Origin of the sequence: Desulfatitalea tepidiphila (assembly GCF_001293685.1) — a bacterium.
Taxonomy (GTDB): domain Bacteria; phylum Desulfobacterota; class Desulfobacteria; order Desulfobacterales; family Desulfosarcinaceae; genus Desulfatitalea; species Desulfatitalea tepidiphila.
The window spans coordinates 882,752-904,655 of record NZ_BCAG01000001.1; the positions used below are offsets into that span (position 1 = coordinate 882,752).

Sequence of the window (21,904 nt, forward strand, 5' to 3'; positions counted from 1 at the left end):
TGTGCCGTTTGGAGGTATCATTCACCGCTCCCCCGCCATCGATCGTGCGGCAAGGCATGCCCCTTCCCGGCGCGAGCGTCTTCTCAGTCTCCTGCTGATCGGGCTGATATGCCTGATCGGCATGGCCGTTTATGCCGTTCACCATCGTTTCGATCCCGGCCAATGGCGTGCCCGGGCGACGGACGAGGCGCCATCGGTCTCCACCGCGGTTTCGTCCACCGATGGGCAACCTGAGGTGGCCAACCTCCGTCCCATCTCCGCGCCGGAGCGATACGATGCCGCCACCTTGTCGGACAAGATCGACGGCAAGGCGGAACTCTATCTCGCCGCCGGATTCGAATCGCTAGAGACCGTGCGCTTCGCCCTGGTCTCACCCCCCGGACCGTGGCTCGAACGTTATGTTTACACCATGGCGAGCGACACCAGCGCCTATGCCGTTTACAGCCAGCAGCGCCGGGCAAAGGCCGAGCCACTGGACTTGACCGGCGATGCGTATCGATCGGCCAACGGCATCTTCATGGCCCACGGCGTTTTTTATGTGGAGATGATCGCATCGGACGCGTCGGCGGCGGTGATGCAGGCGGCCCTGGGTCTGGCCAGGGACTTCGTGGATGCCCATCCTGTGCGCGGGCGCGCGGCGGACGAGCGGGACTTGTTTCCCGAAGAGGGCCGCCTTTCGGAAAAGGTGACCTTGACGGCCGCCAACGCGTTTGGGTTCGATCGTTTTGACCGGGTCTTCTCGGCCCCGTATCGATTGGGGGAACATGCGGCCACCGCATTCCTTTCCCGGCGAAAATCGACGGATGAGGCCGCCGTGCTGGCAGAGGCGTATGGCGCTTTCCTGCTCGAATATGGCGGGGTGGCGGTGCCGGCGCCGTCAGATCTGCCGCCCATGACAATCATCGAAATCCTGGACGGCTTCGAGATCGTCTTCAGCCGGGGAGATCTGATAGGCGGCGTGCATGAGGCCACCGATCTGCAGGTCGCCCTGGCGCTGGCCGATCGGCTCTATCGCAACCTGGGGGAGGGCATGGGTGCCAGGTAAAACGCCCCATATCGCACAACCATCTCGCAGGGCCTTTTTGCGCCGTCTGACGTGCAGCCTGATGGGGGCCCTGGGCACCGGCGCCCTGGGGCTGGCCTTCTGGGACCGCCGGGGGCCATCGCCTGCCGTTGTCGCCCCGACGAGTGACCCCCTGCCCGACTTCAGGCTGCCTGAAAAAGGCGGCCGGCTGGCCATCGTCCATGGCGCCGATCGCGGGCAAACACTCGCCGCCGCGCTCCATGCGCTGGGCGGCTTGGGCGGCTTCATCCGCCCCGGCGATCGGGTATTGTTGAAGGTCAACGCCGCTTTTGCCACCCCTCCGATGCTGGGGGCCACCACCCATCCGGATCTGGTGACCCATATGATACGCCTTTGCCTCGAGGCTGGTGCTGGGCGAGTGGACGTCACCGACAACCCGATCAATGATCCGGCCAGTTGTTTCGAACTGACCGGCATCGGGCCGGCGGCCCGCAGGGCCGGGGCGCGAGTGGTGCTGCCCACCGAGGATCGCTTCGAATCCTATTCGATGACCGGCGGGCGTCTGATCGTCCGCTGGCCCGTTTTGACCCGGCCCTTGCGGGAGGTGGACAAACTCATCGGTCTGGCACCGGTCAAGGACCACCATCGCAGCGGTGCCAGCCTGACCATGAAGAACTGGTATGGCCTGCTGGGCGGACGCCGGAATATCTTCCACCAGCAGATTCATGCCGTCATCACCGAGCTGGCCATGCTGGCCAGGCCGACCCTGGTCATCCTCGACGGCACGACCAGCATGATGACCAATGGCCCTACCGGCGGTTCCCTGGACGATTTGAAGGATACCCACACCATGATCGCCGGCACCGATGCGGTGGCCGTGGACAGTGTCGGGGCCGGGTTGCTGGGAAGATCGGTGGACGATCTGCCCTACTTGCGAATGGCCGCCGAAGCCGGTCTGGGCACCGTCGATTATCGGTCCGTTTCCAAAGGTGCGCCCTCACTTTGACAGGACCGACCGGAGAACATTGGGAATGAGAATCATCACCGCGCGCAGAATCAGCCAGATTTTTTTCGTTCTGCTGTTCATCTGGTTTTGCATGGCCGCCACCCTGGGCGAGCGATGGTGGCAGCTGCGCGGCTGGCCGGTCAACTGGCTGCTGCAGCTCGATCCGCTCCATGCCCTGGGGCTGTGGCTCGCAACCCATACCCTTTACAAGGGAATGCTGTGGGGGGTGCTGACGCTGGCCCTCACCTTTGTTCTGGGACGTTTTTTTTGCGGCTGGATCTGCCCGTTTGGTGCGCTGCAGCAGCTGATGGGCGTATTGGGCAAACAGGGTTTGAAACCGGCGCAGCGAATCGCCCGCAACCGGCCCCATGCGGCCCAATGGATCAAATATGGGTTGCTCCTCTTCGTGCTGGCGCTGGCGGCGGCGGACATGATGAATTTCGTTGTGTCTTCCAGCCGGCAGTCGCCGTTAGTGTTCTGGGGGGGATTGGCGGCAGCGGTGGTCGGGTTGGTCGTTCTGCATGCTTTTCAATGGATACGGATGCGCCGCGATGTGGCCGTCATTGTGGCCGCGCTGTTGACCGGCGGGCTGCTCTTCGAATGGATGGCGCCCGAAAGTCGCTGGTTGGCCGCTTCGCTGCAAACCGGGCTTCTCGATCCTATCGCCCTGATGCATCGTTCGGTCAACCTGGTGGTGGTGCCCCTAGTGGATGCCCCCTTGAAGGTTACATCCGCCCTTCCGCGCGTCTATCCGGGCAGCTTATTGATTGGCCTGCTTTTCCTGCTGTTTTTGTTGTTGTCCCTGCGTGTGCCGCGATTTTACTGCCGTTTCGTCTGCCCGCTGGGTGCGCTGTTCGGGCTCTGCAGCCGGTGGAGCATCTGGCGCATCGGCCAGGCGGGCGACGGCTGTACTCATTGTCTCCGGTGCGAGCGGGACTGCGAAGGGGCCTGTGCACCGGCGGAGACCATCCGGATCAGTGAATGTGTCCTGTGTCTCAACTGCCTGGATCGCTGCGGTCACGGGGTTATGGGATACCATCTCACGCCGTCGGCGGCCGGAGAGTCGGCTTCACCGGATCTGACCCGCCGCCAGGTGGTGGTGGCGCTGGCTGCCGGCCTGGTCGGCGCGCCGGTGATGCGCCTCGAAGGCAGCGCCGGCCTTGACTGGAACCCAAGTGTGATCCGGCCGCCGGGCGCCCTGTCAGAGGAGGCCTTTCTGGCCCGCTGCATCAAGTGCGGCCAATGTATGCGGATCTGCCCGACCAACGTCATTCATCCCGCCGGGCTGCAAGGCGGGCTCGAGGGGCTGTGGGCGCCCATGCTCAACTTTCGCGTGGGCAGCAGCGGCTGCCAGCACAATTGCGTGGCCTGCAGTTTCGTATGCCCGACCGCAGCCCTGCGGCCCATCAGCGTGGATGAGCGCATGGGGCGCGGGGCATTTGCCGGGAGCGGTCCCTTGCGGATCGGCATGGCCTTCGTCGATCGGGGCCGCTGCCTGCCTTGGGCCATGGACACCCCGTGCATCGTCTGCCAGGAAAACTGTCCGGTGAGTCCCAAGGCCATTTTTACCCGCGAGGAGTTCCGGCAGGTACGGGGCGGTCTATACATGGTAAAGACCGCCGAGGGCCATACCCTTGTTCTGCAAACGACGGCGTTGCGCCAGGATCAGTACGCCACCGGCGATTACTTTTGCCGTTACGCAGACGAGCCACCTCGCCCTATTGCGGCCAGCAACGACGATTCACTCACCTTGGGGCCGCAACCGGTCTGGTCCCGATGGCCCGAACCTGGGCAACCCATCGAGGTGCTGATCCGGTTGCAACAGCCGTATGTGGACCCGACCCGGTGCATCGGCTGCGGTGTCTGCGAACATGAGTGTCCGGTTCAGGGCCGCCGGGCGATTCGCGTCACCGCCGAAAACGAATCGCGCAACCCGTCCCATCGTCTGGTGTTGTCCTAGCCGGCGCAGGTCACTATGGCAGGCGCGGGTAGGCAGCATTCGTTAAAAAAATGAAGAGAAAAAATCTTTTAGCATTGCACAAATGGGGGAGGATACCATGAAAACAGAATACGAAGGCTTTTCCAGACGCCAATTTTTGAAGACCGCCGGCGCCATCGGCGCCGGGTCGTTGCTGGCCGGCCGGGCGGCGGCCGTTTCGCCGGTCGATGCGCCCGTTGCCAAGCAGGCCTTGCTGGACCGGGTGCCCACCCGGCCTTTCGGAAGAAGCGGACGGGACGTTTCCATTTTATCGCTGGGCGGCATGTTCGATATCGGCGCCAATCAGCTGATGCTCCGGCAGGCCATTAAATGGGGCGTGACCTACTGGGACACCGCCGATTGCTATCAGGCCGGCAGCGAGGACGGGATCGGCAAATATTTCGGCAAGTATCCCGAGGATCGGGAGAAAATATTCCTGGTGACAAAATCCGACGCACGCGACCCGGAAGGGATGAACCGGTTGCTGGCACGCTCTCTGGAGCGCATGAAAACCACCTATATCGACCTCTATTTCATCCACGGCCTCAGCCGCATCAATGAGCTCGATGACCATACCCGGCGTTGGGTCGACGAAACCAAAAAGGATGGCCGGATCAAGCTGTTCGGGTTCAGCACCCATCGCAACATGCCGGAGGTGATGCAGGGGGCCGCCCGGTTGGGGTGGGTGGACGGCATCATGACGACCTACAACTTTCGCAATATGCATACCCGGGAGATGCAGGACGCCGTATCGGCATGCGCCGACGCCGGCGTCGGGCTGGTCGCCATGAAGACCCAGGCCAGGGGATCGTGGTTCGACTGGAGCCGTTCGCAGCCTGAGGGCCGGGCCCTGGCCGAGCATTTCCACCGAAAGGGATGGACAGAGGAGCAGGCCAAGCTCAAGGCCGTCTGGCAGGAGCCGCGCATCGCCAGCATCTGTTCCCAGATGGACAGCATGCGCCTGCTGAAAGCCAACATGGAAGTCGCGGTGGATCCCGAGCCGCTGACCTCGGCCGAGGTGGAGATGTTCCAGCGCTATGCCGTTGCCACGGCGGGCCACTATTGCGCCGGTTGCAGTGGACATTGCCAGATGGCCGAAACGGTGGACATCCCGATCAGCGACGTGATGCGCTACCACATGTATTGCCGCAGCTACGGCCGGGCCGATTGGGCCCGGGAGCAGTTCGCAGCCCTGCCGGAGGCCGTCAAGTCCGCAATGGCCAGGGCTGATTTTACGGCTGCCGAAGCCCGCTGCCCCCAGGGCATGCCCATCGGAAGACTGATGCGTGATGCGATCGAGGACTTCGCTTAACCGGCTTTTGCCAGGGCCTGGTCGATGTCGGCGATGATGTCTTCGACATTTTCCACGCCCACGGCAAAACGGATCAGGCCGTCTTTGATGCCAAGTTCGAGGCGTTCAGTCCGGGTTTTATCATAGTAGCTGATGGTGGCCGGGTGGGTGATGAGCGATTCGACGCCTCCCAGGCTCGGGCCGATGTTGACGATCGTCAACCGGCTGAGGAAATCCAGCACATAGTCGATGTCCTCTTTGACCTCGAAGGTCACCACGGCGCCGTAGCCCTTCATTTGACGCTTGGCCACATCATGGTGCGGATGGCTGGGAAGGCCCGGATAGTAGACGCGCAGCACTTTGGGATGCCGCTCGAGGTATTCGGCCACCGCCTGGCCGTTTTCATTGAGGCGCTGCATGCGCAGTTCGAACGTTTTTATGCCGCGGATCAACAGATACGCGGAGTTGGGGTCGATGACCCCGCCGGTGATCTTCAGGTATTCGCGGATCGGTGCGGTCAGCTCTTTTTTGCCGAGCACGACGCCGCTGAGCAGATCGTTGTGGCCGCCGAGGTACTTGGTGGCGCTGTGGACGACGAGATCGATACCATACTCGAGGGGGCGCTGATTGTAAGGGGTGGCAAACGTGCTGTCCGAGATGATCAGAATCCCCCTGGGCTTGAAAAGGGACACGAGCCGTTCGAGATCCATGATATTCAGATACGGGTTGGTCGGCGATTCGGAGAAAAAAAGGCGCGTATTGGGTTTGATGGTCCGCTCCATGGCCTCGTAGTCGCACATCCTTACGACCGTGCATTCGATTTGAAATCGGTTGAGACAGCTGCGGCAGAAATCGAGCGTACGTTTATAGGCATCATCGGTGATGATGATGTGGTCGCCGCTTTTCAGAAGAGCGAACAGTGCTGTCGTAATGGCGCTCATCCCCGAGGAGAAGAGGACGGCATCTTCCGCATCCTCGATGGCCGCCAGTTTTCCTTCGGCGGCGACCTGGGTGGGATGGCCGTACCGGCCGTATTCGAACCGACCTGCCGCCCCCTGGGCCAGTTTTCTGATTTCCTCGACATTCTTGAAAATAAAGGTCGATGTCTGAACGATGGGGGTCGTTACCGAACCATACTCATTATATCGCACCTCGCCCGCGTGTACGGATCGGGTCGACAGTCCCTGTTTGGATCCTGTTTCCATAGAGTGTCACCCCATACAATTTTTTTCTTGGCTGATCATATCGGTTTTGATCCGGCTCAAGGCACTCGCCGTCGGCCTTGGCCTCGGTTGCGGATAATGTTTTGAAATTAATAAGAACATTCTGATCTATAGTGTGTTTAAGCCGATATTTCAAGAGCCGTTTCAGATCCATTCAGTCGAGTCTTTTTTTAGGCTGGTTTCAGCAGAACCCTGCCAGCCGGAACGCCAGCAGCAACATCTTGTGGGTTTGCATCTCTTCGGGTGTCGCAGGAGCGGCAAGACCCATGCGCACCATGAAGGGTTGCAGGTTGTCTGGTATTTCAATGGGCAGTTGCTTCATGATTTCCGGAAAGCTCTCCGCATCGGGACCGGCGGCCTTGGCCTTGAGGACCTTCAGGGCGTAGGCGATCATCAGTTCGACATCGGTAAACATGGAGCCGAACGGAAAATCCGGGAACAGCCCCATGGCCTTAAACGCCTTGAGCGTTTCGGCGAGGCGTTCGGGGGTGTTGTGCCGGAATTGCTCCGGGATTTCGTAGTCCTGGGGGATCTTGTTGTTTTTCTTGGCCTCGGACAGAAGCGCTTCCTGAAACCGGGCATCGGTAATATTGAGCATGGCCTTGATCACATCCTGATCGCACTTGCCCCGCAGGTCGGCGATGCCGTATTCGGTGACGATAATATCTTTCAAGTGCCTGGGGATGGTCACGTTGCCGTAGTTGTAAACGATATTGGAGAGGGTCTTGCCCTTCTCCTGACGGGTGCCTTTGATCATCATCACCAGGCGGCCGTCCGGCAGGGCGTGGGCCATGGAAACAAAGTTGTACTGGCCGCCCACACCGCTGATCACCGTGCCATCCTCGAGCATGTCCGACGAGACATGACCCAGCACGGTCGCTTTCATGCCCGTGTTGCAGAAGCGGCCGTCTTTTCTCTGCAACGCCCGCAAGGTTTCGTTGCCATACAACTGGTTGGCCACCTCGACGCCGGTCATTTCAAATTGATTCTGCTCCTCTTCAGGCATGTGGTTGAGGGTATCGTAAAAATCCTTGGGACCGATGAAAAAAGCGCCGGTGAGCACGACGCCGTTCTTCAACGCCGATCCCAGGCAGTTGTCGCTGACGGCTCTGAGGTTTTCCGCGTCCGCCAGCAGCGCCGAAAAGCGTCGGCCATCGCAAATGATCTCTCCATTCGCATAGACCGCCTCGGCTTTGAATACGCCGACATGCTGCAGTGCTTCGAAATCTTTACGCGTCAAATAGGGATGAAGGGTCTCCTGTTCTATCATCCACGCCAGGATCTCGGGTGGAATCTGGTCCTTCAGCTTGCCCTCGTTGATCAGGCGCTGGACGCCGGCATGGTGATAGACTTTGCGCTTGATAACACCCCCTTTGTACAGCTGCAGGAAACCATCCACCAGCATTTCGGTCGATCCATAGAGTCCCTCCTCGAAGGTGCCTGTCCCGCCGACGCTGTTGATCAAATCGCCGTAGGTGGCGCTGATGCCGCTGTGGTCGAGAAGTTTTCGATACGCTTCGTTCTGGTTGTTACGCAGATTCAAGCCATAGGCGATGGCGTCGCCCAAGGCGCCGATGCCGATCTGCAGGGTGCCGCCGTCCTTGATCAGGGTGCTGACGTGCAGACCGATCATATAATCGGGCACGGAAACCGGCTGACGCGGCGTTTGGAACAGCGGGTAATTCAAATCGGGATCGTCGATGATGATGTCATAGATATCGGCGGGCACTTCTGCATCGCCATGCATGAATGGCAGGTTGGCATTGACCATTCCGATGGAGAGCTTTTTGATGCCCTTTTGATTGTATCGTCTGAACTTGCCCAGAGTTTCCAAAGCGGTATCCGCATTGCAACTGGTGCTGTAAATCGTGTCGCCGTCCTTGTCTTTCTTGGCGATGATTTGTGCGAAGATATCATTTTGATAGGCGTCACAATCCCGGACCGTGTGGGTGTAGTTGGTGCTCATGAAGTTCTGCTGCATTATCGGGTTGTGTCGATATGCACCGGCCTTGCAGAAGAGTTCGCGGATGGTGACGTTGGTCGGCAGATCCCCTTTTCTCAAGTCCATTAGGTAGTCCAGGTCCGGGACGCCTTCCCATGCACGGTTGACGACCGGTTCCAGGAACCGGCGTTCGAGATCGCTGTGCCATACTGGTTTTTCCAGGGAGAGTGCCGTATAGATTGTCAGTCTGAGCGCCGGGTCCTTTTTCACCCGCTGATACAAGGCGTTGATCAGGGGTACCGGTTTTCCAAGTCCGAGCGGCATACCGATTTTGATATCGTTGCCGAAATTATCGATGATGTGATCGACGGTCTGTTCCACGTCAAGGTACAAAGGCTGTTTGTTTTCCATTCCAATCCCCATGAAGCTGATAGTGATTATCCGGCCCCATCGCGCTGGATGGGCGCCATCCCAAAATTCAGAGTAAAATTCGCGACGCTATATCAACGAATGGGTGGACATGCCAGCACTTTGTTGGGTTTAATTAATCATTTCAAAATATTATAAATAATTGACGTTCAGAAAATAGATGATGGTAAGCATGCGACGGGCGGGTTGTGACGAACTGATTTTATTTCAAATAGGCCTGTCGGCGAAACTGAAACGGCCGTTTGGACAACCAAACGGCCGGGTAATGGTGGGTGTTAAATAAATGAGATGGTTAATCGGCTGCCCCGCTTTCCGCTTTTTTGGTTTTGGGCTTGGCTTCTTTCTTGGTTCCTTTTGCAGCGGTCGCCTTGGGGGCTTTTACAGTGGGCCGGCTTTGGGCTTCCCGTTTGGACGCGGCTTTCTTTTCCTTTTCCTCGCGTTTTTGCGCGCCGAGCTTTTCCATGGCCGCCACCCGGGTCAATCTTCGCTTGGCTTGGCGCATCGAGGCCTTGAGCATTTTGACCACAGGGTCCTTATCAATGACCGCCGCTTCCATCCCCTTTTCTTTTAAGAGACCGATTCGGGCGGAAATCCTGGCTGCGGCGGCATCCTTGTGAAGTTGTTCATAGATTTTTGCCTTCAGGTTCATTCTCGACTCCTTTTGAGGTTTCAAGCAACTTATGGAAAAAACTACGAATAAATAGTCCAAGAAACAGGGTTTGTCAATTCGGATCGAATGTTCAGATCAACCCTTTTTTCTTCAGCAGGTCAGACAGCCCGGCAAACGGTGTGTTGCCCGAGTCGGAAGGTTGGCTGCCATCGGACGGGCCGCTGTCATAGGATTCGGCCACCGCGATGCGATCGTGCTCATTGTCATGGCAGTAGATGCAGAGCAACTCCCAGTTGCTGCCGTCGGGAGGATTGTTGTCGTGATTATGGTCCTTGTGGTGCACTGTCAGTTCGCGCAGGCGTTTGCCTGAAAATTCGCGGCCGCATCGTGCACAGATCCAGGGAAAGAGCTTCAAGGCCCTCTCCCGGTAAGTTTTTTCCTGCTCCTCGCGGTGCCGTCGTGCTTCCGCTACGATTTTGGCCAGACGTTCACGGTCTGCCGAGCCCTTTTTGGAAGTCATGTGAAATACCTTCACTGTCTGGAGAGTTTTTCATAAGCGGCCTGGATTTCCTTAAAGCGCTTTTCGGCAAGTTCCTGGAACTCTTTGCCTAAATGGGCCACCTTGTCCGGATGATACTGGTTGGCCAATTTTCGGTAAGCCGCTTGGATCTCCTCTTTTCCAGCGTTGCGCCGGACACCCAGAATCTCGTATGGATCAGTTGGATCGTTCCCATTTGACTGGTTTGCATCCCGTTGCTTTTGTTGATCCTCATGATCATGATGGTTTTGCTGCTGCGATGGTCTCGTGCCCCGCAACCGCATGATTTGGCGCACCATCAGAAAGAGAACCACGAGGTCATCGAGCCAGCCGCGCAAGGGTATGAAATCCGGCAGCAGGTCATAGGGCGAGAGGATATAGATTAGCGCCAGGATTATCCAGATCCATGCCATAGGCATATCCGCTCTGCAGAATGAAAATAGGTAGTGCCCATCCACAAATGGCCAATTTGCCCAATATCTGCGTTCTGCTCAAAATTTTATCCTCGGAATATCAACTATATGCCTGCGGTAAAATTTTTCGCACGCCTTGATCTCAACCAAATTTGCCTATTTGTGGACGGACACTATGTGGGAGGCTTACTCCCAGCGATTGCCGCCCCGGTGTTTGAGATCGATGATATCGACCCGTCCACTTTCATCGACCAGCGTGTTCAAGGCAAAGCTGACCAGTCCAATGATCAGCGCACCGAATACCGCCGTCCAGAAACCATGCACTTCAAATCCACTGATCACGCCGGAGGCCATTTTCAACATGACGGCGTTGATGACGAAGGTAAAGAGACCAAAGGTAAGGATATTGATCGGAAGGGTCAGGATCAGGGCGATGGGCCTGAAAAAGGCGTTAAGAATTCCCAACATTGCAGCGGCCCCGAGGGCCGAAAAGAAACCACTGACGCGTACGCCATCCAATAGATATGAAGCCAACACGATGGCAAACGTGAGTGTCAGCCATCGAAGCGCCAAGCCGCGCATGAATGTCCTCCCTATAGATATGTCAGTTGAGACATAGCAACCACGTCCGGCAATCACTTTCTATCGTTCCAACCAGACAAATGCCGAGGAGCTGCCCTCTGATTGACATACAAGATAGGATGTCTCTGCAAGCTTGGCAAGCTGGCAGGTGTGTTTCGAGTTATCAAGTACCGGGTTTCGTTGGCGGAGGTTTGTCATCACTTTCAGGGTATCCGCCCGCGAATCGGCCATCCGCGGATTGACACGCGATAAGTGCCTTATTCGGGTGGGGAATAGGTTTTGGGTGCCTCTGTTCCCGAGGCGCCATCCCGGTAACATTTGCCGGCGTACCAATCGATTTGGCGGCAAATGCCGCGGATCATGCTCACCTCGCCGGCGCGCAGTTGAAGCCGGGTGAAAAAGCGGCGCAGCTTGTTCATCCAGTAGTCGGGGTTGTCCGGCAGAATATAGTCGATGCGCACCAGCAGGTCTTTGACCTGATCGTACATGCCGTCCAGCTCGATCCTCGTGGCCAATCGGGGTGTTTGATGCTTGGGTTCCGGCCGGCCAGTCTTGAAGATTTCATAGCACATCACCATGACAGCCTGGGCCAGATTGAGCGAGGAGAACTGATCGGTGGGAATGGTGACCAGGTGGTGGCAGAGGCGCAGCTCTTCGTTGGTCAGGCCCCGGTCTTCCGGGCCGAAGAGCAGGGCCACCTCGTTCTCCTGTGAGATCGACACCAGATGTTCGGCAGCCTGCTGCGGGTGCATCACGAATTGGCGTTCGCGACCTTGCCGGGCCGTGGTGCCGATGACATAGCCGAACGGCGCCAGAGCCTCCATGAGGTCATCGAAACAGCCCATCTGTTCGACCACCTCGATGGCCGCATGGGTCGCCAGGCGCAATACCCGCGTCAGGTCGCATTTTTCGGGAGAGACGACCACCAGCCGCCGCATGCCCATGTTGCAGAGGGCGCGTGCGGCGGCCCCGATATTTTCGGGATATCGGGGCCGGTTCAAAACGACGGTGATGTTGTCGAGGCGAACGCCCGTCATCATCAGACACGTTCCAGGGCGTTGAAAAAGTAGCCGGTTTCGAAGGCGGCGGTTTCAGGCGCGTCCGATCCGTGGACCACGTTTTTTTCAATGTCGGTGGCGAAGTCGCGACGGATCGTACCTTCGGCCGCATCTTTATAATTGGTGGCACCCATCATGTCGCGCCAGCGTTTGATGGCGTTTTCGCCCTCCAGAACCATCACCACGACCGGACCGGAACACATGAAATCGGTCAGGCTTTGGAAAAAAGGACGTTCCCGATGCACGGCATAAAAACCCTGGGCCTGGGTTTTGGACATTTGAATCAGCTTCATGGCCTTGATTTTGAGCTTGTTGCGTTCGATGCGGAGGATCACCTCGCCGATGAGTCCGCGGGAAACGCCATCGGGTTTGATAATGGCCAAAGTTTGTTCCATGATATCAGTTTCCTTTCTGTTCGGAGGTTGCGGCTGCCATAACAGAAGGTAATGGTCAAGTCAACGACCGCCAGTAAGCGGTAGGGATTCTGACTGAACGCTATTCATTAAACCCGGCGTGTGTGGAACAGGTGGCCGATGCCACACGCCAAGCGGTCAAGTGTCGCTAAAATGCACGGCGGGCGGCCCAGAAACTCGCTGCGCTCAAACAGTCTGGACCGCTTGTCCGCCGTTTGCATTCTATCGACACTAAACCGCATGGCTCACGTGGCCCTGGCCTCCTGCCCCACACACGCCTGCCATCTCCGTTGCCATGCGATTTTTTATATCAAAAGACTATTGAAAGCGTGCCCTTCAAGGTGAATCGCATTCAGTTAGAATTGCTGGGTGAACGGCGACGATTGAACCGAATCCTGTTCGGCAAACCCGGGCCGGTTCTCATGCATGTCATTCCCTTAGTGACGCTGCCGATCGTTGACAACTGGTGTCAAATAACATAATTTGATGAACGAAATCAGTGCAATGGAATATGCCTGAACAGACTCCTACATGAGGTGATGCCATGCCCATCTACGAATTCTACTGCGATCGATGCCATACTATTTTCAACTTCTTCTCCAGATCCATCAACACGACCAAACGGCCAAAATGCCCCCGGTGCAAAACCCACTCCCTCTCCCGTCAGATGTCGGCCTTCGCGGTGACTGGGCGGGCCAAGGAAGAAGGGGACATGGAGGACCTGCCGTTCGATGAAACCAAGATGGAACAGGCCATGCAAATGCTGGCCGGCGAGGCGGAAAAGATCAACGAGGACGATCCCAGGCAGGCGGCCAATCTGATGCGTAAACTGACCGACATGACCGGGATGGAGTTGGGCAGCGGCATGCAGGAGGCCCTCAGCCGGATGGAAAGAGGCGAGGATCCGGAGCAGATCGAAGCGGAGATGGGCGATATCCTGGAAAACGAAGATCCGTTTCAACTGTCGGGTAAAAAAGCTGCCCGCGCCTCCCGGCGGATAGCGCCTCGCAGGGATGAAACGCTCTACGATTTGTAAACAATGGTTAAATAAAATTTAAAGTGTTGAATGACATTGGAGGGGAACATGGACCCGTCAGTTCTCGACAGAATCGACATCCGGCAAGGTGACATCACCCGTTTGCAAGTGGATGCGATTGTCAATGCAGCCAACACCTCCTTATTGGGGGGGGGCGGTGTGGACGGCGCCATTCATCGGGCCGCCGGCCCCCAGCTGCTGGCCGAGTGCCGCACCATCGGTGGTTGTCCGACCGGTGAAGCGCGCATTACCGGTGGCTACAATTTACCGGCGAGATATGTCATCCACACGGTCGGGCCGGTGTACAGCGGCAGACCCAAGGACGCGCACCTGCTCAAAGACTGCTATCAGAACAGCCTGGCACTGGCGGTGGCCCATCAGGTGCGAACTATTGCATTCCCGGCCATCAGTTGCGGAGTGTACGGCTACCCCATCCATGCCGCCTGCCGCATCGCCTTGGAAACGGCATCGACCTTTCTGGAGGGTCATCCCGAGTTGGAAAAAATCATTTTCGTCCTCTTTTCGTCAGGGGACCGCGAGGTATACATCGAACGATTCAAGGCCCTGTCCGATAAATGACAAACTGATTTTGACAACCGCAACAGGATCGGATAGCTGATCAAATTTCGATGTCGATGGCATCTGGATTTGACATTGAGACCGGTTATGGTTAGGTTGGCTTGCGCGTCGCAAAAGGCGCGCAAAAATCTGCGCCCAGCGGCGATGCATATTATTGAAGGAGGCAATCATGTTCGAAGTAACACCTGCGGCCACGGAACAGATCGCGGCCTATTTTAACGGTAAAGAGGTCAAACCCATCCGCATCTTTTTGAATGAAGGCGGGTGAGGCGGACCGGGCTTGGCCATGGCTCTGGATGAGCCCAATGATCAGGATCAGGAGTTTGATGTGGACGGTTTCAAGTACGTGGTGAACAAGTCGTTCCTGGATCGGGTTCAACCCATCAAGGTCGATTTTCACATGTATGGTTTCAAGTTGGATTGCGGCGTGGATTTTGGCGCCGGCGGATGTTCGGGATGCAGCTCCGGATCCAGCTCTTGCAGTTGCTGACATTTTTTTGATCGGGTTTTAAACAGGAAAGCGGGATGCCATGCTCCCGCTTTCTTTTTTGGGAATGGGCGTGACCTGTCAAATCGTAGCGTTGCGTTGCCCGCCGGTTTGCCCTTATAGTGATGGAAAGCGGGTTCGGAAACAGTTGGGAGTAAAGGATGGCCCTGGTCGATGTTAAGTTGGACGGTCATGTGGCCGTGGTCACCATGAATGATGGTGAAAACTGGTTCAATCCACCGTTTCTCGATTCTCTTCAACAGGCGATGGACGCCATCGAGGCCGAAACCGCCGCCACCACGCTCGTGGTCACCAGCAGCCATGAAAAGATTTTCAGCAATGGCATCGACCTGGCGTGGGTGGCGCAGCGGATCGAACGCGACCTGCCTGCGGTGAAGCGCCTCTTTTATCAATTGAACCGAATGTTCAAGCGGGTTCTCAATTTTCCCCTGGTGACCATTGCTGCGATCAATGGACATGCCTTTGCCGGTGGTGCCATTTTCAGTTGTGCCTTCGATTTTCGATTCATGCGATCGGACAGAGGCTATTTCTGTTTGCCGGCCGTCGATCGAGAATTTGCCTTTTTGCCGGGGATGAACGCACTTCTGGAAAGTGCCATTCCACCCTACCTCTTGCGCGAAATGCAGATCACCGGTGAGCGGTTGACAGCCGAGACCCTATGCGCCCATCATGTGATCAAGGCCGCCTGCCCCTTGGACCGATTGATGGAGGCGGCCATGTCGCTGGCCCGTCAAATGGATAAAAAGCGGGAGACGGTGGCTGAGATCAAGAAACGCCGAAACGCATCCATCCTGCATGCACTCGATGTCGACGATGTGCCCTATATCGAATCCGGACAATTTATCTTTCTCAAGCCCTGAAAGAATGGGTTGAAGAGACGTTATGGAGGCCCCTTATGCAGACGTTGATCACGGGTGGAACGGGTTTCGTGGGGCGCTCGCTATGCGCCCATCTCATGAACCAGGGTCATCGTGTGACGGTGATCGGGACGCGCCGAAGATCTGATGCTGAGATCGGTTCCGATCCATATACGTACATTGCGGCGGATACCACTCAGCCAGGCGACTGGCAACAAGCCGTTGCGCAATCCGATCTGATCGTCAACCTGACCGGGCGAACCATCTTCAAGCGTTGGACCCGTCGCTATAAAGAACAGATATACGACAGCCGCATTTTGACGACCCGTCATCTGGTCTCGGCTTTGCCGGAAAAGAGCCGTGCGATTTTGCTCAGTACCTCCGCCGTCGGCTATTACGGCGATGGCGAGGAACGGATCCTGACCGAGCAGTCCCCCAATGGAGAAGGTTTTTTGGCTTCACTGGCCAGGGACTGGGAGGCCGAAGCACGCAAGGCGGCCGACAGGGGGGTCCGTGTCGCGTTGATGCGGCTGGGGATCGTACTGGGCACGGATGGCGGCGCGCTGGCCAACATGCTGCCGGCCTTTCGCAAGTTTGCCGGAGGGCCTCTGGGCTCAGGTCGCCAGTGGTTTCCCTGGATTCACATCGGCGACCTGATCGCCGCCATGCAATTTTTGATCGAACGCAGCGATCTCAGTGGAGCATTCAATTTGTGCGGCCCGGAACCGGTGCGCAATCGCGATTTTGCAAAGGCGCTGGGAAAGGCCATCGGCCGTCCCGCCGCCGTTCCGGTGCCGCTCCTGGCCCTCAAATTGGCCCTGGGCGAAGCGGCCGGGGCATTGCTGGCCGGTCAACGAGCCGTCCCGGCCGCGCTGCAGGCGGCCGGTTTTGAATTTCGGTATGGCCGGCTGGACGCAGCCCTTGAAGATTTACTGAAGCCAATCTGAACTTTCTTCTTAATTGTTACCGGCAATCCTGGTAATACGAATCATCGATCCATTTGAATGGGACGAATTGGAGCGATATCATGATGTACTTCTTTCTCATTCTTCTTTTTATCGCCGTGTTTGTTTTTATCGCTTGGCGACTCTTGACCTTTGCCAGACCCGAGACCGCACCCGAACCCGAAAGTGAGCCTCCGGAAACCTATGTGTGCCCGGTATGCGACGACCAGCAATGCGATTGCCATAAAAAAGAAGATCTCTAGCAAACGCCGCTGTTTTTTGACATTCAATACTTCACCGACAAGGAGGATCCCACATGACCGACCTGATGAACCTGATTCAAGAGCGACGCAGTATTCGAAAATACGAGGATCGGCCGCTTTCCGACCCGATCTTGCAACAACTCCTGGATGCGGTGCGATGGTCCCCTTCCTGGACCAACTGCCAGTGTTGGGAGGTGATCGTCGTCAAGGATGCCGCAGCCAAGGAAAAGCTCCAGGCCACGCTGCCCCCTAAAGGCAATCCCGCCATCAACGCCATGGTGCAAGCCCCGGTGGTGTTGGTGATGTGCGCCAAGGCCAAGGTTTCGGGTTATTACAAAGATGTGGCGTCCACCAAATTCGGGGATTGGATGATGTACGACCTCGGGCTGGCGACCCAGAACCTTTGCCTGACGGCCCACAGTCTCGGCCTGGGCACGGTCGTCGTCGGATTGTTCGATCACGACAAGGCGGCGCAGGCCATGAAGGTGCCCGACGGGTATGAACTGGTCACCATGATCCCGGTGGGATATCCGGCCAAGGTCGGATCGGCCCCGCCGCGTAAAGAGACCGCCGCGTTCACCCATTACGAGAAATGGTAAACTAAATGGGCCTGTCGGGTCGCCCGTGTCGGCCGTGGGGTCGCCGGTGGCTTGGGCGATCCGATGCCGGCCGTTCATCCTTTTATCGGCAGGGTGACCATCCGCGAGGATAGTGAGGCCATGGGCACGAACTGGACCATCCTGGACTACCACGAAGCGACCAAGCATCATTTCCATCGCTACGCGAGGTCGGCGGGGTACATGGACTGGCAGAACCAGCCCCAGCCCTTTCGGTTTTTCGAAGGGGCGAAGATGGTTCGCCTGCCCCTGCCCGATGATAGACCGGATCTGCCCTATGCGGATCTTTACGTCGCTGTGCCCACGGCCCGCCGCGCGTTGAACATTCACACGTTAGGGGATTTCTTTTACCACAGCCTTGCCATCTCCGCCTGGAAATCGGCGGGCGGAAGCCGTTGGGCCCTCCGCGTCCATCCCTCGTCCGGCAATCTTCACCCTACCGAATGCTACCTCGTTGCGCCGGCCGTCGACGGATTGGCCGGGGGTGTCTATCACTACAATGCCTTGGGCCACGCCCTCGCGCGGCGGATTGACCTGCCCTCGGAGATCTGCTCTGCGTGGCGCGACCATTTTTCGGGTGACGGGTTCGCACTCGCACTGAGCACCATCTTCTGGCGGGAGTCCTGGAAGTATGGCGAACGCGCCTTCCGATACTGTCTCCTGGACGCCGGCCACGCGGCGGCGGCCATCACCATCGCCGCTCGCCTCAACGGCTGGCAGGCGCATTGCCTCTCCGGGGCTGGCGACCGCCAGATCGCCGCGATACTGGGTTTCGATCGAACCACCTGGCATCCTCTCGAATCGGAGTGGCCGGAAATGATCTTCTGGATTTCCGCCGTGCCGCAGGCCTCGGCCATACTGCGGTCCCTGCCCGAAGACTTGGTGCGATCGTTGGCAACCCTTCCGGTCAGCGGCCGGCCCGAGCCTTTGAGCCGGAAACCCAATCCATGGCCGATCATTCCACGTGCGGCGGCAGCAACGGAGAAGGCGCCCACTTCGGCGCTCGTCTTCGATCCCATGCCCCAAGGCGATTCCTATCCCGGGCCCCGATCCAGGCGTGCGTCGGATGTGATCCGCAACCGCCGCAGCGCGGTGAGTTACGATCCGGGCAAGCACATCGCGGCGGACACTTTTTTCGCCATCCTCGAGCGTACGCTTCCCCGGGCCGCACGCGCGCCGTTTGAAGCCGGACTTCCCGGGCCGGCCGTTCATCTTCTGCTGTTCGTCCAACGGGTGGAGGATATCGCCCCGGGCCTCTATTTCCTGGCGCGTTCGGCGTCGCGCGACACCATGTCGCAATGGCGGTCCAGATGCCGGCCCGAGTTTTCATGGCAGCCCGTGCGGCCGGACTTTCCCCTTTTTCTGCTCCAAACCGCCGATATGAGCTACGACGCCATGGCGGTGAGTTGCCACCAGGAGATCGCCGGCCACGGGGCCTTCGCCGTTGCCATGGTGGCACCTCTGAAGGCTACGGTTGCCGAACGGCCGTTCATGTATCGCCACCTGCACTGGGAGTGCGGCATGATCGGCCAGATGCTCTACCTGGAAGCCGAAGCCCACGGCATCCGCGGTACAGGCATCGGCTGCTTTTTCGACGACGCGGTCGCAGATCTTATGGGCATCGCCGACGGCAGCGTGAACAGCCTCTACCACTTCACCATCGGCCATCCCATCGAGGACCGCCGCATCACCACGCTACCGGCCTATCACCACCTGCACGCCGCCTGACACGCCAGCCGCTTTTATCCCGCTGATTTGCAAACCGGTACCCGGGTTCCTATATTGAATGGAAACGGTGGAAGCCCCAAGCGGGCGCAGGATAAGAACCTCCGCCACCGGTCACGCAGCCCCATGAATCTCTATTTTGGCGGCTTCGGACTGAATCCCGAAAAGCGACAGGAGGCAAACCCATGCCCAACCGATTAATAGACGAACAAAGCCCATATCTGCTTCAACACGCACACAACCCGGTGGATTGGTATCCCTGGGGCGATGCGGCGTTCGAACGGGCCCGCCTGGAGAACAAGCCGGTTTTTCTCTCCGTGGGATATGCCACCTGCCACTGGTGCCATGTCATGGCCCACGAATCCTTCGAAGATGATGAGACAGCGGCCGCACTCAACCGGAATTTCGTATGTATCAAGGTCGACCGGGAAGAGCGCCCGGACATCGACGCGGTTTACATGGCCGCCTGCCATCTGGTCACCGGCAGCGGCGGCTGGCCCCTGACGGTCATGATGACGCCTGACCGCAAGCCGTTTTTTGCCGGCACCTATATCCCCAAGCACAGCACCGCCGGCCGCCTGGGGCTCATCGATCTATGCGTCCGGGTCAATGACCTGTGGACCCGATCCCCCGATCGCGTGATCGAATCGGCCCAGGAGGTGGTCAGCCACCTGGGCGGTGCCTTTGCTTTCGAACCGCACGCGGCCGAGACTCCCGAACGGGCAGTCATCGACGCGGCCGCTGCCGGTGTGGCCCAGCGCTATGACGTCCAGTTCGGTGGTTTCGACGGCGCGCCCAAGTTTCCGTCGGCTCACCGGCTGCTTTTTCTGCTGCAGGTCTTCAAACGCACCGAAGACCGTAAACTGCTCGACATGGTTTCCCACACCCTCGTCGCCATGCGCCAAGGGGGGATATGGGACCACGTGGGATTCGGGTTTCACCGCTATGCCACGGATCGCCAATGGCTGCTGCCCCACTTCGAAAAGATGCTCTACGACCAGGCCATGCTGGCCCAGGCCTACCTCAAGGCCTGGGTGTTGACCCGTGAGCCGCTTTTTGCCCAAACCGCCCGGGAAATTTTGACCTATGTGCTGCGCGACATGACCGATCCGGCCGGCGGTTTCTATACGGCCGAGGATGCAGACAGCGAAGGTGAGGAGGGCAAGTTCTACCTCTGGTCATCGAGCGAGTTCGAGCGATTGGCGGTTGAAGACGCCGATGGCATCCCATGGCCGGAGATTTTTCGTCTCGAGTCCGAAGGCAATTTTTTCGATGAGGCCACTCGGCGTAAGACCGGCACCAATATCCTGCACATGGCCCGTTCCTGGTCCCAGTGGGCGAAACAGCTGAATGTTTCCCAGGATACACTGGAGCGGCGATGGGAAGACCTTCGCAGCCGGCTGTTCATTCGGCGGGCCGGCCGCGTGCCGCCGCTCAGGGACGACAAGATTCTGGCCGATTTGAACGGTCTGATGATCGCCGCCCTGGCCGAGGGGGCCATGGTGCTCGAGACATCCGAATATCTCGACGCGGCGGGCCGGGCGGCCGATTTTGTCCTCAAGAACATGACCGATGAGAGAGGCGGTCTGCGACATCGCTTTCGAAACGGCCAGGTCGCCATAACTGCCACGGTGAATGACTATGCCTTCTTCATCATGGGATTGCTCGGTTTGTCGCGCGCCTCTGGCAATCCCCATTGGGTCGATGCGGCCGTCCGCTTGCAGGGGCATATGGATGCCGCCTTCTGGGATCCGGAACAGGGCGGATACCACCTGACCGATGCCGCCGTTCACGAATTGCCGGTGCGGCCCAAAGAGGTCTACGACGGGGCAATCCCTTCGGCCAATGCCGTGGCCTTGCACAATTTGATCGGATTGAGCCGGTTGACATCCGAAGACGCCTGGTTGTCGCAGGCCGGTCGGTTGATCCAGGCCTTCGGCGGTTCGGTGCGCAAGCAGCCGTCGGCTTATCTGCATACCTTGGCGGGGTGGGAGTTGCTGTCGGGCAACCATCCTCGGCGGCCCACCTCAAACTGATCAACCCAACAAAGGAATTTGGCCATGGGCATCAAAAATCTGACACCGGAGGCTTTACGCGAGTATATCCGCACGCACCATGAAAACGTCTATGTGCTTGTGGACGTACGGCAACCCCAGGAGTATCGAATGGGCCACATCCCCGGCGCGCGCCTCATGCCGCTTCCCGATCTGGTGCGCGGCATGGATCAGTTACCGGCGCAAAAAGATCTGCTTTTCTACTGCCACAGCGGCGGACGTTCCATGGCCGCGGCGGCCATGGTGGCGGAGGAGGGTTTCGGCGAGCGGATATACAACCTGGAAGGGGGCATGCTGCGCTGGGACGGCGCAAAAATTGAAGACCTTCCCAAGGTGGCCCTGTTTGCCGGGCAATCATTGGCCGAAAGGTTCCAAACGGCCATGAACCTGGAGAAGGGGGCGCAGCTGTTTTACGAATCCGTGGCGCGGAAATGGGCCGGGCAGGATTGGTCCCAGACCTTCGCACGTCTCGCCAAGGCCGAAGTTGCCCATGCCCGTATGGCGCATGGATACTGGCGCCAGATCGACGAGACGATCGACTCTTTCGAGCCGATCTATGAGCGAATGAAAGGCGATGTCCTGGAGGGCGGCCTGACACTCGACGAGGCGCTGAAGAGGGTGTCCGGCGTGAAGAAGGAGGCCTGCCTGCGCCTCATCGAAATGGCCCTGCAGATCGAATATGCCGCCTTCGATCTCTACCGCAACCTGGCCGACGAGGTTAACACCGAGGAGGGGCGCCAGGCGTTTCTCGGCTTGTCCCATGCGGAAAAGGCCCATATGGAGGCCCTGATCGGCGACATCGAGGCGTGCTGAA

At 58.3% G+C, this 21,904-nt stretch carries 22 protein-coding genes; 14 read left to right on the forward strand and 8 right to left on the reverse strand.

Translation table 11 applies throughout. From position 1 onward, the window contains the following. The first annotated feature begins 1 nt into the window (after position 1). The 4 genes from DFT_RS03835 (at position 2) to DFT_RS03850 (ending at position 5,320) form a co-directional block, all read left to right on the forward strand. Complete coding sequence (locus tag DFT_RS03835) at positions 2-1,045, forward strand: DUF6599 family protein (RefSeq protein WP_054029896.1); 1,044 nt, start codon at positions 2-4, stop codon at positions 1,043-1,045. After that, entirely contained in the window at positions 1,035-2,030 is a 996-nt protein-coding gene (locus DFT_RS03840) for a DUF362 domain-containing protein (RefSeq protein ID WP_054029897.1), read from the forward strand. The genes DFT_RS03835 and DFT_RS03840 overlap by 11 nt, the downstream gene beginning before the upstream one ends. Positions 2,031-2,055: 25 nt before the next feature. Further along, positions 2,056-3,990, forward strand: a complete 1,935-nt coding sequence (locus tag DFT_RS03845; protein WP_054029898.1) for a 4Fe-4S binding protein — start codon at positions 2,056-2,058, stop codon at positions 3,988-3,990. A 97-nt stretch (positions 3,991-4,087) separates the two neighbouring features. Continuing rightward, the gene (locus tag DFT_RS03850) at positions 4,088-5,320 is read left to right on the forward strand and encodes an aldo/keto reductase (RefSeq protein ID WP_054030078.1); all 1,233 of its coding nucleotides are present in this window, start codon (positions 4,088-4,090) and stop codon (positions 5,318-5,320) included. Here the strand turns inward: DFT_RS03850 and DFT_RS03855 are convergent. The 8 genes from DFT_RS03855 to ndk all read right to left on the reverse strand — a co-directional run bounded on the left by DFT_RS03855 (position 5,317) and on the right by ndk (position 12,489). Then, positions 5,317-6,504: a trans-sulfuration enzyme family protein gene (locus DFT_RS03855; RefSeq protein ID WP_054029899.1), complete on the reverse strand. Its 1,188-nt coding sequence runs from the start codon at positions 6,502-6,504 to the stop codon at positions 5,317-5,319. The genes DFT_RS03850 and DFT_RS03855 overlap by 4 nt on opposite strands. A gap of 199 nt (positions 6,505-6,703) precedes the next feature. After that, entirely contained in the window at positions 6,704-8,875 is a 2,172-nt protein-coding gene (locus tag DFT_RS03860; RefSeq protein ID WP_054029900.1) for an acetyl-CoA hydrolase/transferase C-terminal domain-containing protein, read from the reverse strand. A 310-nt stretch (positions 8,876-9,185) separates the two neighbouring features. Further along, positions 9,186-9,542: a hypothetical protein gene (locus DFT_RS03865; protein WP_054029901.1), complete on the reverse strand. Its 357-nt coding sequence runs from the start codon at positions 9,540-9,542 to the stop codon at positions 9,186-9,188. Positions 9,543-9,633: 91 nt separating this feature from the next. Further along, on the reverse strand, positions 9,634-10,023 hold the full coding sequence (locus DFT_RS03870; RefSeq protein ID WP_054030079.1) for a YajD family HNH nuclease: 390 nt from the start codon (positions 10,021-10,023) through the stop codon (positions 9,634-9,636). An 11-nt stretch (positions 10,024-10,034) separates the two neighbouring features. Then, positions 10,035-10,454, reverse strand: a complete 420-nt coding sequence (locus DFT_RS03875; protein ID WP_054029902.1) for a DnaJ domain-containing protein — start codon at positions 10,452-10,454, stop codon at positions 10,035-10,037. Between the two features lie 186 nt (positions 10,455-10,640). After that, the gene (locus tag DFT_RS03880) at positions 10,641-11,036 is read right to left on the reverse strand and encodes a phage holin family protein (protein WP_054029903.1); all 396 of its coding nucleotides are present in this window, start codon (positions 11,034-11,036) and stop codon (positions 10,641-10,643) included. A gap of 257 nt (positions 11,037-11,293) precedes the next feature. Next, complete coding sequence (locus tag DFT_RS03885; RefSeq protein ID WP_054029904.1) at positions 11,294-12,076, reverse strand: RNA methyltransferase; 783 nt, start codon at positions 12,074-12,076, stop codon at positions 11,294-11,296. Beyond that, on the reverse strand, positions 12,076-12,489 hold the full coding sequence (ndk, locus tag DFT_RS03890) for a nucleoside-diphosphate kinase (RefSeq protein ID WP_054029905.1): 414 nt from the start codon (positions 12,487-12,489) through the stop codon (positions 12,076-12,078). The genes DFT_RS03885 and ndk overlap by 1 nt, the downstream gene beginning before the upstream one ends. 562 nt (positions 12,490-13,051) lie before the next feature. Here ndk and DFT_RS03895 point away from each other — a divergent pair. The 10 genes from DFT_RS03895 (at position 13,052) to DFT_RS03940 (ending at position 21,903) form a co-directional block, all read left to right on the forward strand. After that, complete coding sequence (locus DFT_RS03895; protein WP_054029906.1) at positions 13,052-13,543, forward strand: FmdB family zinc ribbon protein; 492 nt, start codon at positions 13,052-13,054, stop codon at positions 13,541-13,543. 48 nt (positions 13,544-13,591) lie between these two features. Further along, complete coding sequence (locus tag DFT_RS03900) at positions 13,592-14,122, forward strand: O-acetyl-ADP-ribose deacetylase (protein ID WP_054029907.1); 531 nt, start codon at positions 13,592-13,594, stop codon at positions 14,120-14,122. Between the two features lie 286 nt (positions 14,123-14,408). Further along, positions 14,409-14,612, forward strand: a complete 204-nt coding sequence (locus DFT_RS25400; RefSeq protein ID WP_054029908.1) for a hypothetical protein — start codon at positions 14,409-14,411, stop codon at positions 14,610-14,612. Between the two features lie 158 nt (positions 14,613-14,770). Continuing rightward, on the forward strand, positions 14,771-15,490 hold the full coding sequence (locus DFT_RS03910) for an enoyl-CoA hydratase/isomerase family protein (RefSeq protein WP_054029909.1): 720 nt from the start codon (positions 14,771-14,773) through the stop codon (positions 15,488-15,490). Positions 15,491-15,525: 35 nt separating this feature from the next. After that, positions 15,526-16,434, forward strand: coding sequence for a TIGR01777 family oxidoreductase (locus DFT_RS03915; RefSeq protein WP_054029910.1), 909 nt, complete (start codon positions 15,526-15,528; stop codon positions 16,432-16,434). 80 nt (positions 16,435-16,514) lie between these two features. Next, positions 16,515-16,694 (forward strand): hypothetical protein, encoded by a 180-nt coding sequence (locus DFT_RS03920; protein ID WP_054029911.1) that lies wholly within the window; start codon positions 16,515-16,517, stop codon positions 16,692-16,694. Between the two features lie 53 nt (positions 16,695-16,747). Further along, positions 16,748-17,293, forward strand: coding sequence for a nitroreductase family protein (locus tag DFT_RS03925; RefSeq protein ID WP_054029912.1), 546 nt, complete (start codon positions 16,748-16,750; stop codon positions 17,291-17,293). A gap of 120 nt (positions 17,294-17,413) precedes the next feature. Further along, complete coding sequence (locus tag DFT_RS03930) at positions 17,414-19,039, forward strand: SagB family peptide dehydrogenase (protein WP_076750371.1); 1,626 nt, start codon at positions 17,414-17,416, stop codon at positions 19,037-19,039. A gap of 182 nt (positions 19,040-19,221) precedes the next feature. Continuing rightward, positions 19,222-21,072 (forward strand): thioredoxin domain-containing protein, encoded by a 1,851-nt coding sequence (locus DFT_RS03935; protein ID WP_054029914.1) that lies wholly within the window; start codon positions 19,222-19,224, stop codon positions 21,070-21,072. Positions 21,073-21,096: 24 nt separating this feature from the next. After that, entirely contained in the window at positions 21,097-21,903 is an 807-nt protein-coding gene (locus DFT_RS03940; RefSeq protein WP_054029915.1) for a rhodanese-like domain-containing protein, read from the forward strand. Position 21,904 lies beyond the last annotated feature (1 nt).

Coding starts and splice junctions, on each gene's coding strand:
- DFT_RS03860 (WP_054029900.1), bottom strand. CDS start 8,875: ATGGAAAACAAACAGCCTTTGTACCTTGACGTGGAACAGACCGTCGAT.
- DFT_RS03900 (WP_054029907.1), top strand. CDS start 13,592: ATGGACCCGTCAGTTCTCGACAGAATCGACATCCGGCAAGGTGACATC.
- DFT_RS03875 (WP_054029902.1), bottom strand. CDS start 10,454: ATGGCATGGATCTGGATAATCCTGGCGCTAATCTATATCCTCTCGCCC.
- DFT_RS03930 (WP_076750371.1), top strand. CDS start 17,414: ATGGGCACGAACTGGACCATCCTGGACTACCACGAAGCGACCAAGCAT.
- DFT_RS03850 (WP_054030078.1), top strand. CDS start 4,088: ATGAAAACAGAATACGAAGGCTTTTCCAGACGCCAATTTTTGAAGACC.
- DFT_RS03925 (WP_054029912.1), top strand. CDS start 16,748: ATGACCGACCTGATGAACCTGATTCAAGAGCGACGCAGTATTCGAAAA.
- DFT_RS25400 (WP_054029908.1), top strand. CDS start 14,409: ATGGCTCTGGATGAGCCCAATGATCAGGATCAGGAGTTTGATGTGGAC.
- DFT_RS03920 (WP_054029911.1), top strand. CDS start 16,515: ATGATGTACTTCTTTCTCATTCTTCTTTTTATCGCCGTGTTTGTTTTT.
- ndk (WP_054029905.1), bottom strand. CDS start 12,489: ATGGAACAAACTTTGGCCATTATCAAACCCGATGGCGTTTCCCGCGGA.
- DFT_RS03895 (WP_054029906.1), top strand. CDS start 13,052: ATGCCCATCTACGAATTCTACTGCGATCGATGCCATACTATTTTCAAC.
- DFT_RS03915 (WP_054029910.1), top strand. CDS start 15,526: ATGCAGACGTTGATCACGGGTGGAACGGGTTTCGTGGGGCGCTCGCTA.
- DFT_RS03855 (WP_054029899.1), bottom strand. CDS start 6,504: ATGGAAACAGGATCCAAACAGGGACTGTCGACCCGATCCGTACACGCG.
- DFT_RS03845 (WP_054029898.1), top strand. CDS start 2,056: ATGAGAATCATCACCGCGCGCAGAATCAGCCAGATTTTTTTCGTTCTG.
- DFT_RS03935 (WP_054029914.1), top strand. CDS start 19,222: ATGCCCAACCGATTAATAGACGAACAAAGCCCATATCTGCTTCAACAC.
- DFT_RS03885 (WP_054029904.1), bottom strand. CDS start 12,076: ATGATGACGGGCGTTCGCCTCGACAACATCACCGTCGTTTTGAACCGG.
- DFT_RS03870 (WP_054030079.1), bottom strand. CDS start 10,023: ATGACTTCCAAAAAGGGCTCGGCAGACCGTGAACGTCTGGCCAAAATC.
- DFT_RS03910 (WP_054029909.1), top strand. CDS start 14,771: ATGGCCCTGGTCGATGTTAAGTTGGACGGTCATGTGGCCGTGGTCACC.
- DFT_RS03865 (WP_054029901.1), bottom strand. CDS start 9,542: ATGAACCTGAAGGCAAAAATCTATGAACAACTTCACAAGGATGCCGCC.
- DFT_RS03940 (WP_054029915.1), top strand. CDS start 21,097: ATGGGCATCAAAAATCTGACACCGGAGGCTTTACGCGAGTATATCCGC.
- DFT_RS03880 (WP_054029903.1), bottom strand. CDS start 11,036: ATGCGCGGCTTGGCGCTTCGATGGCTGACACTCACGTTTGCCATCGTG.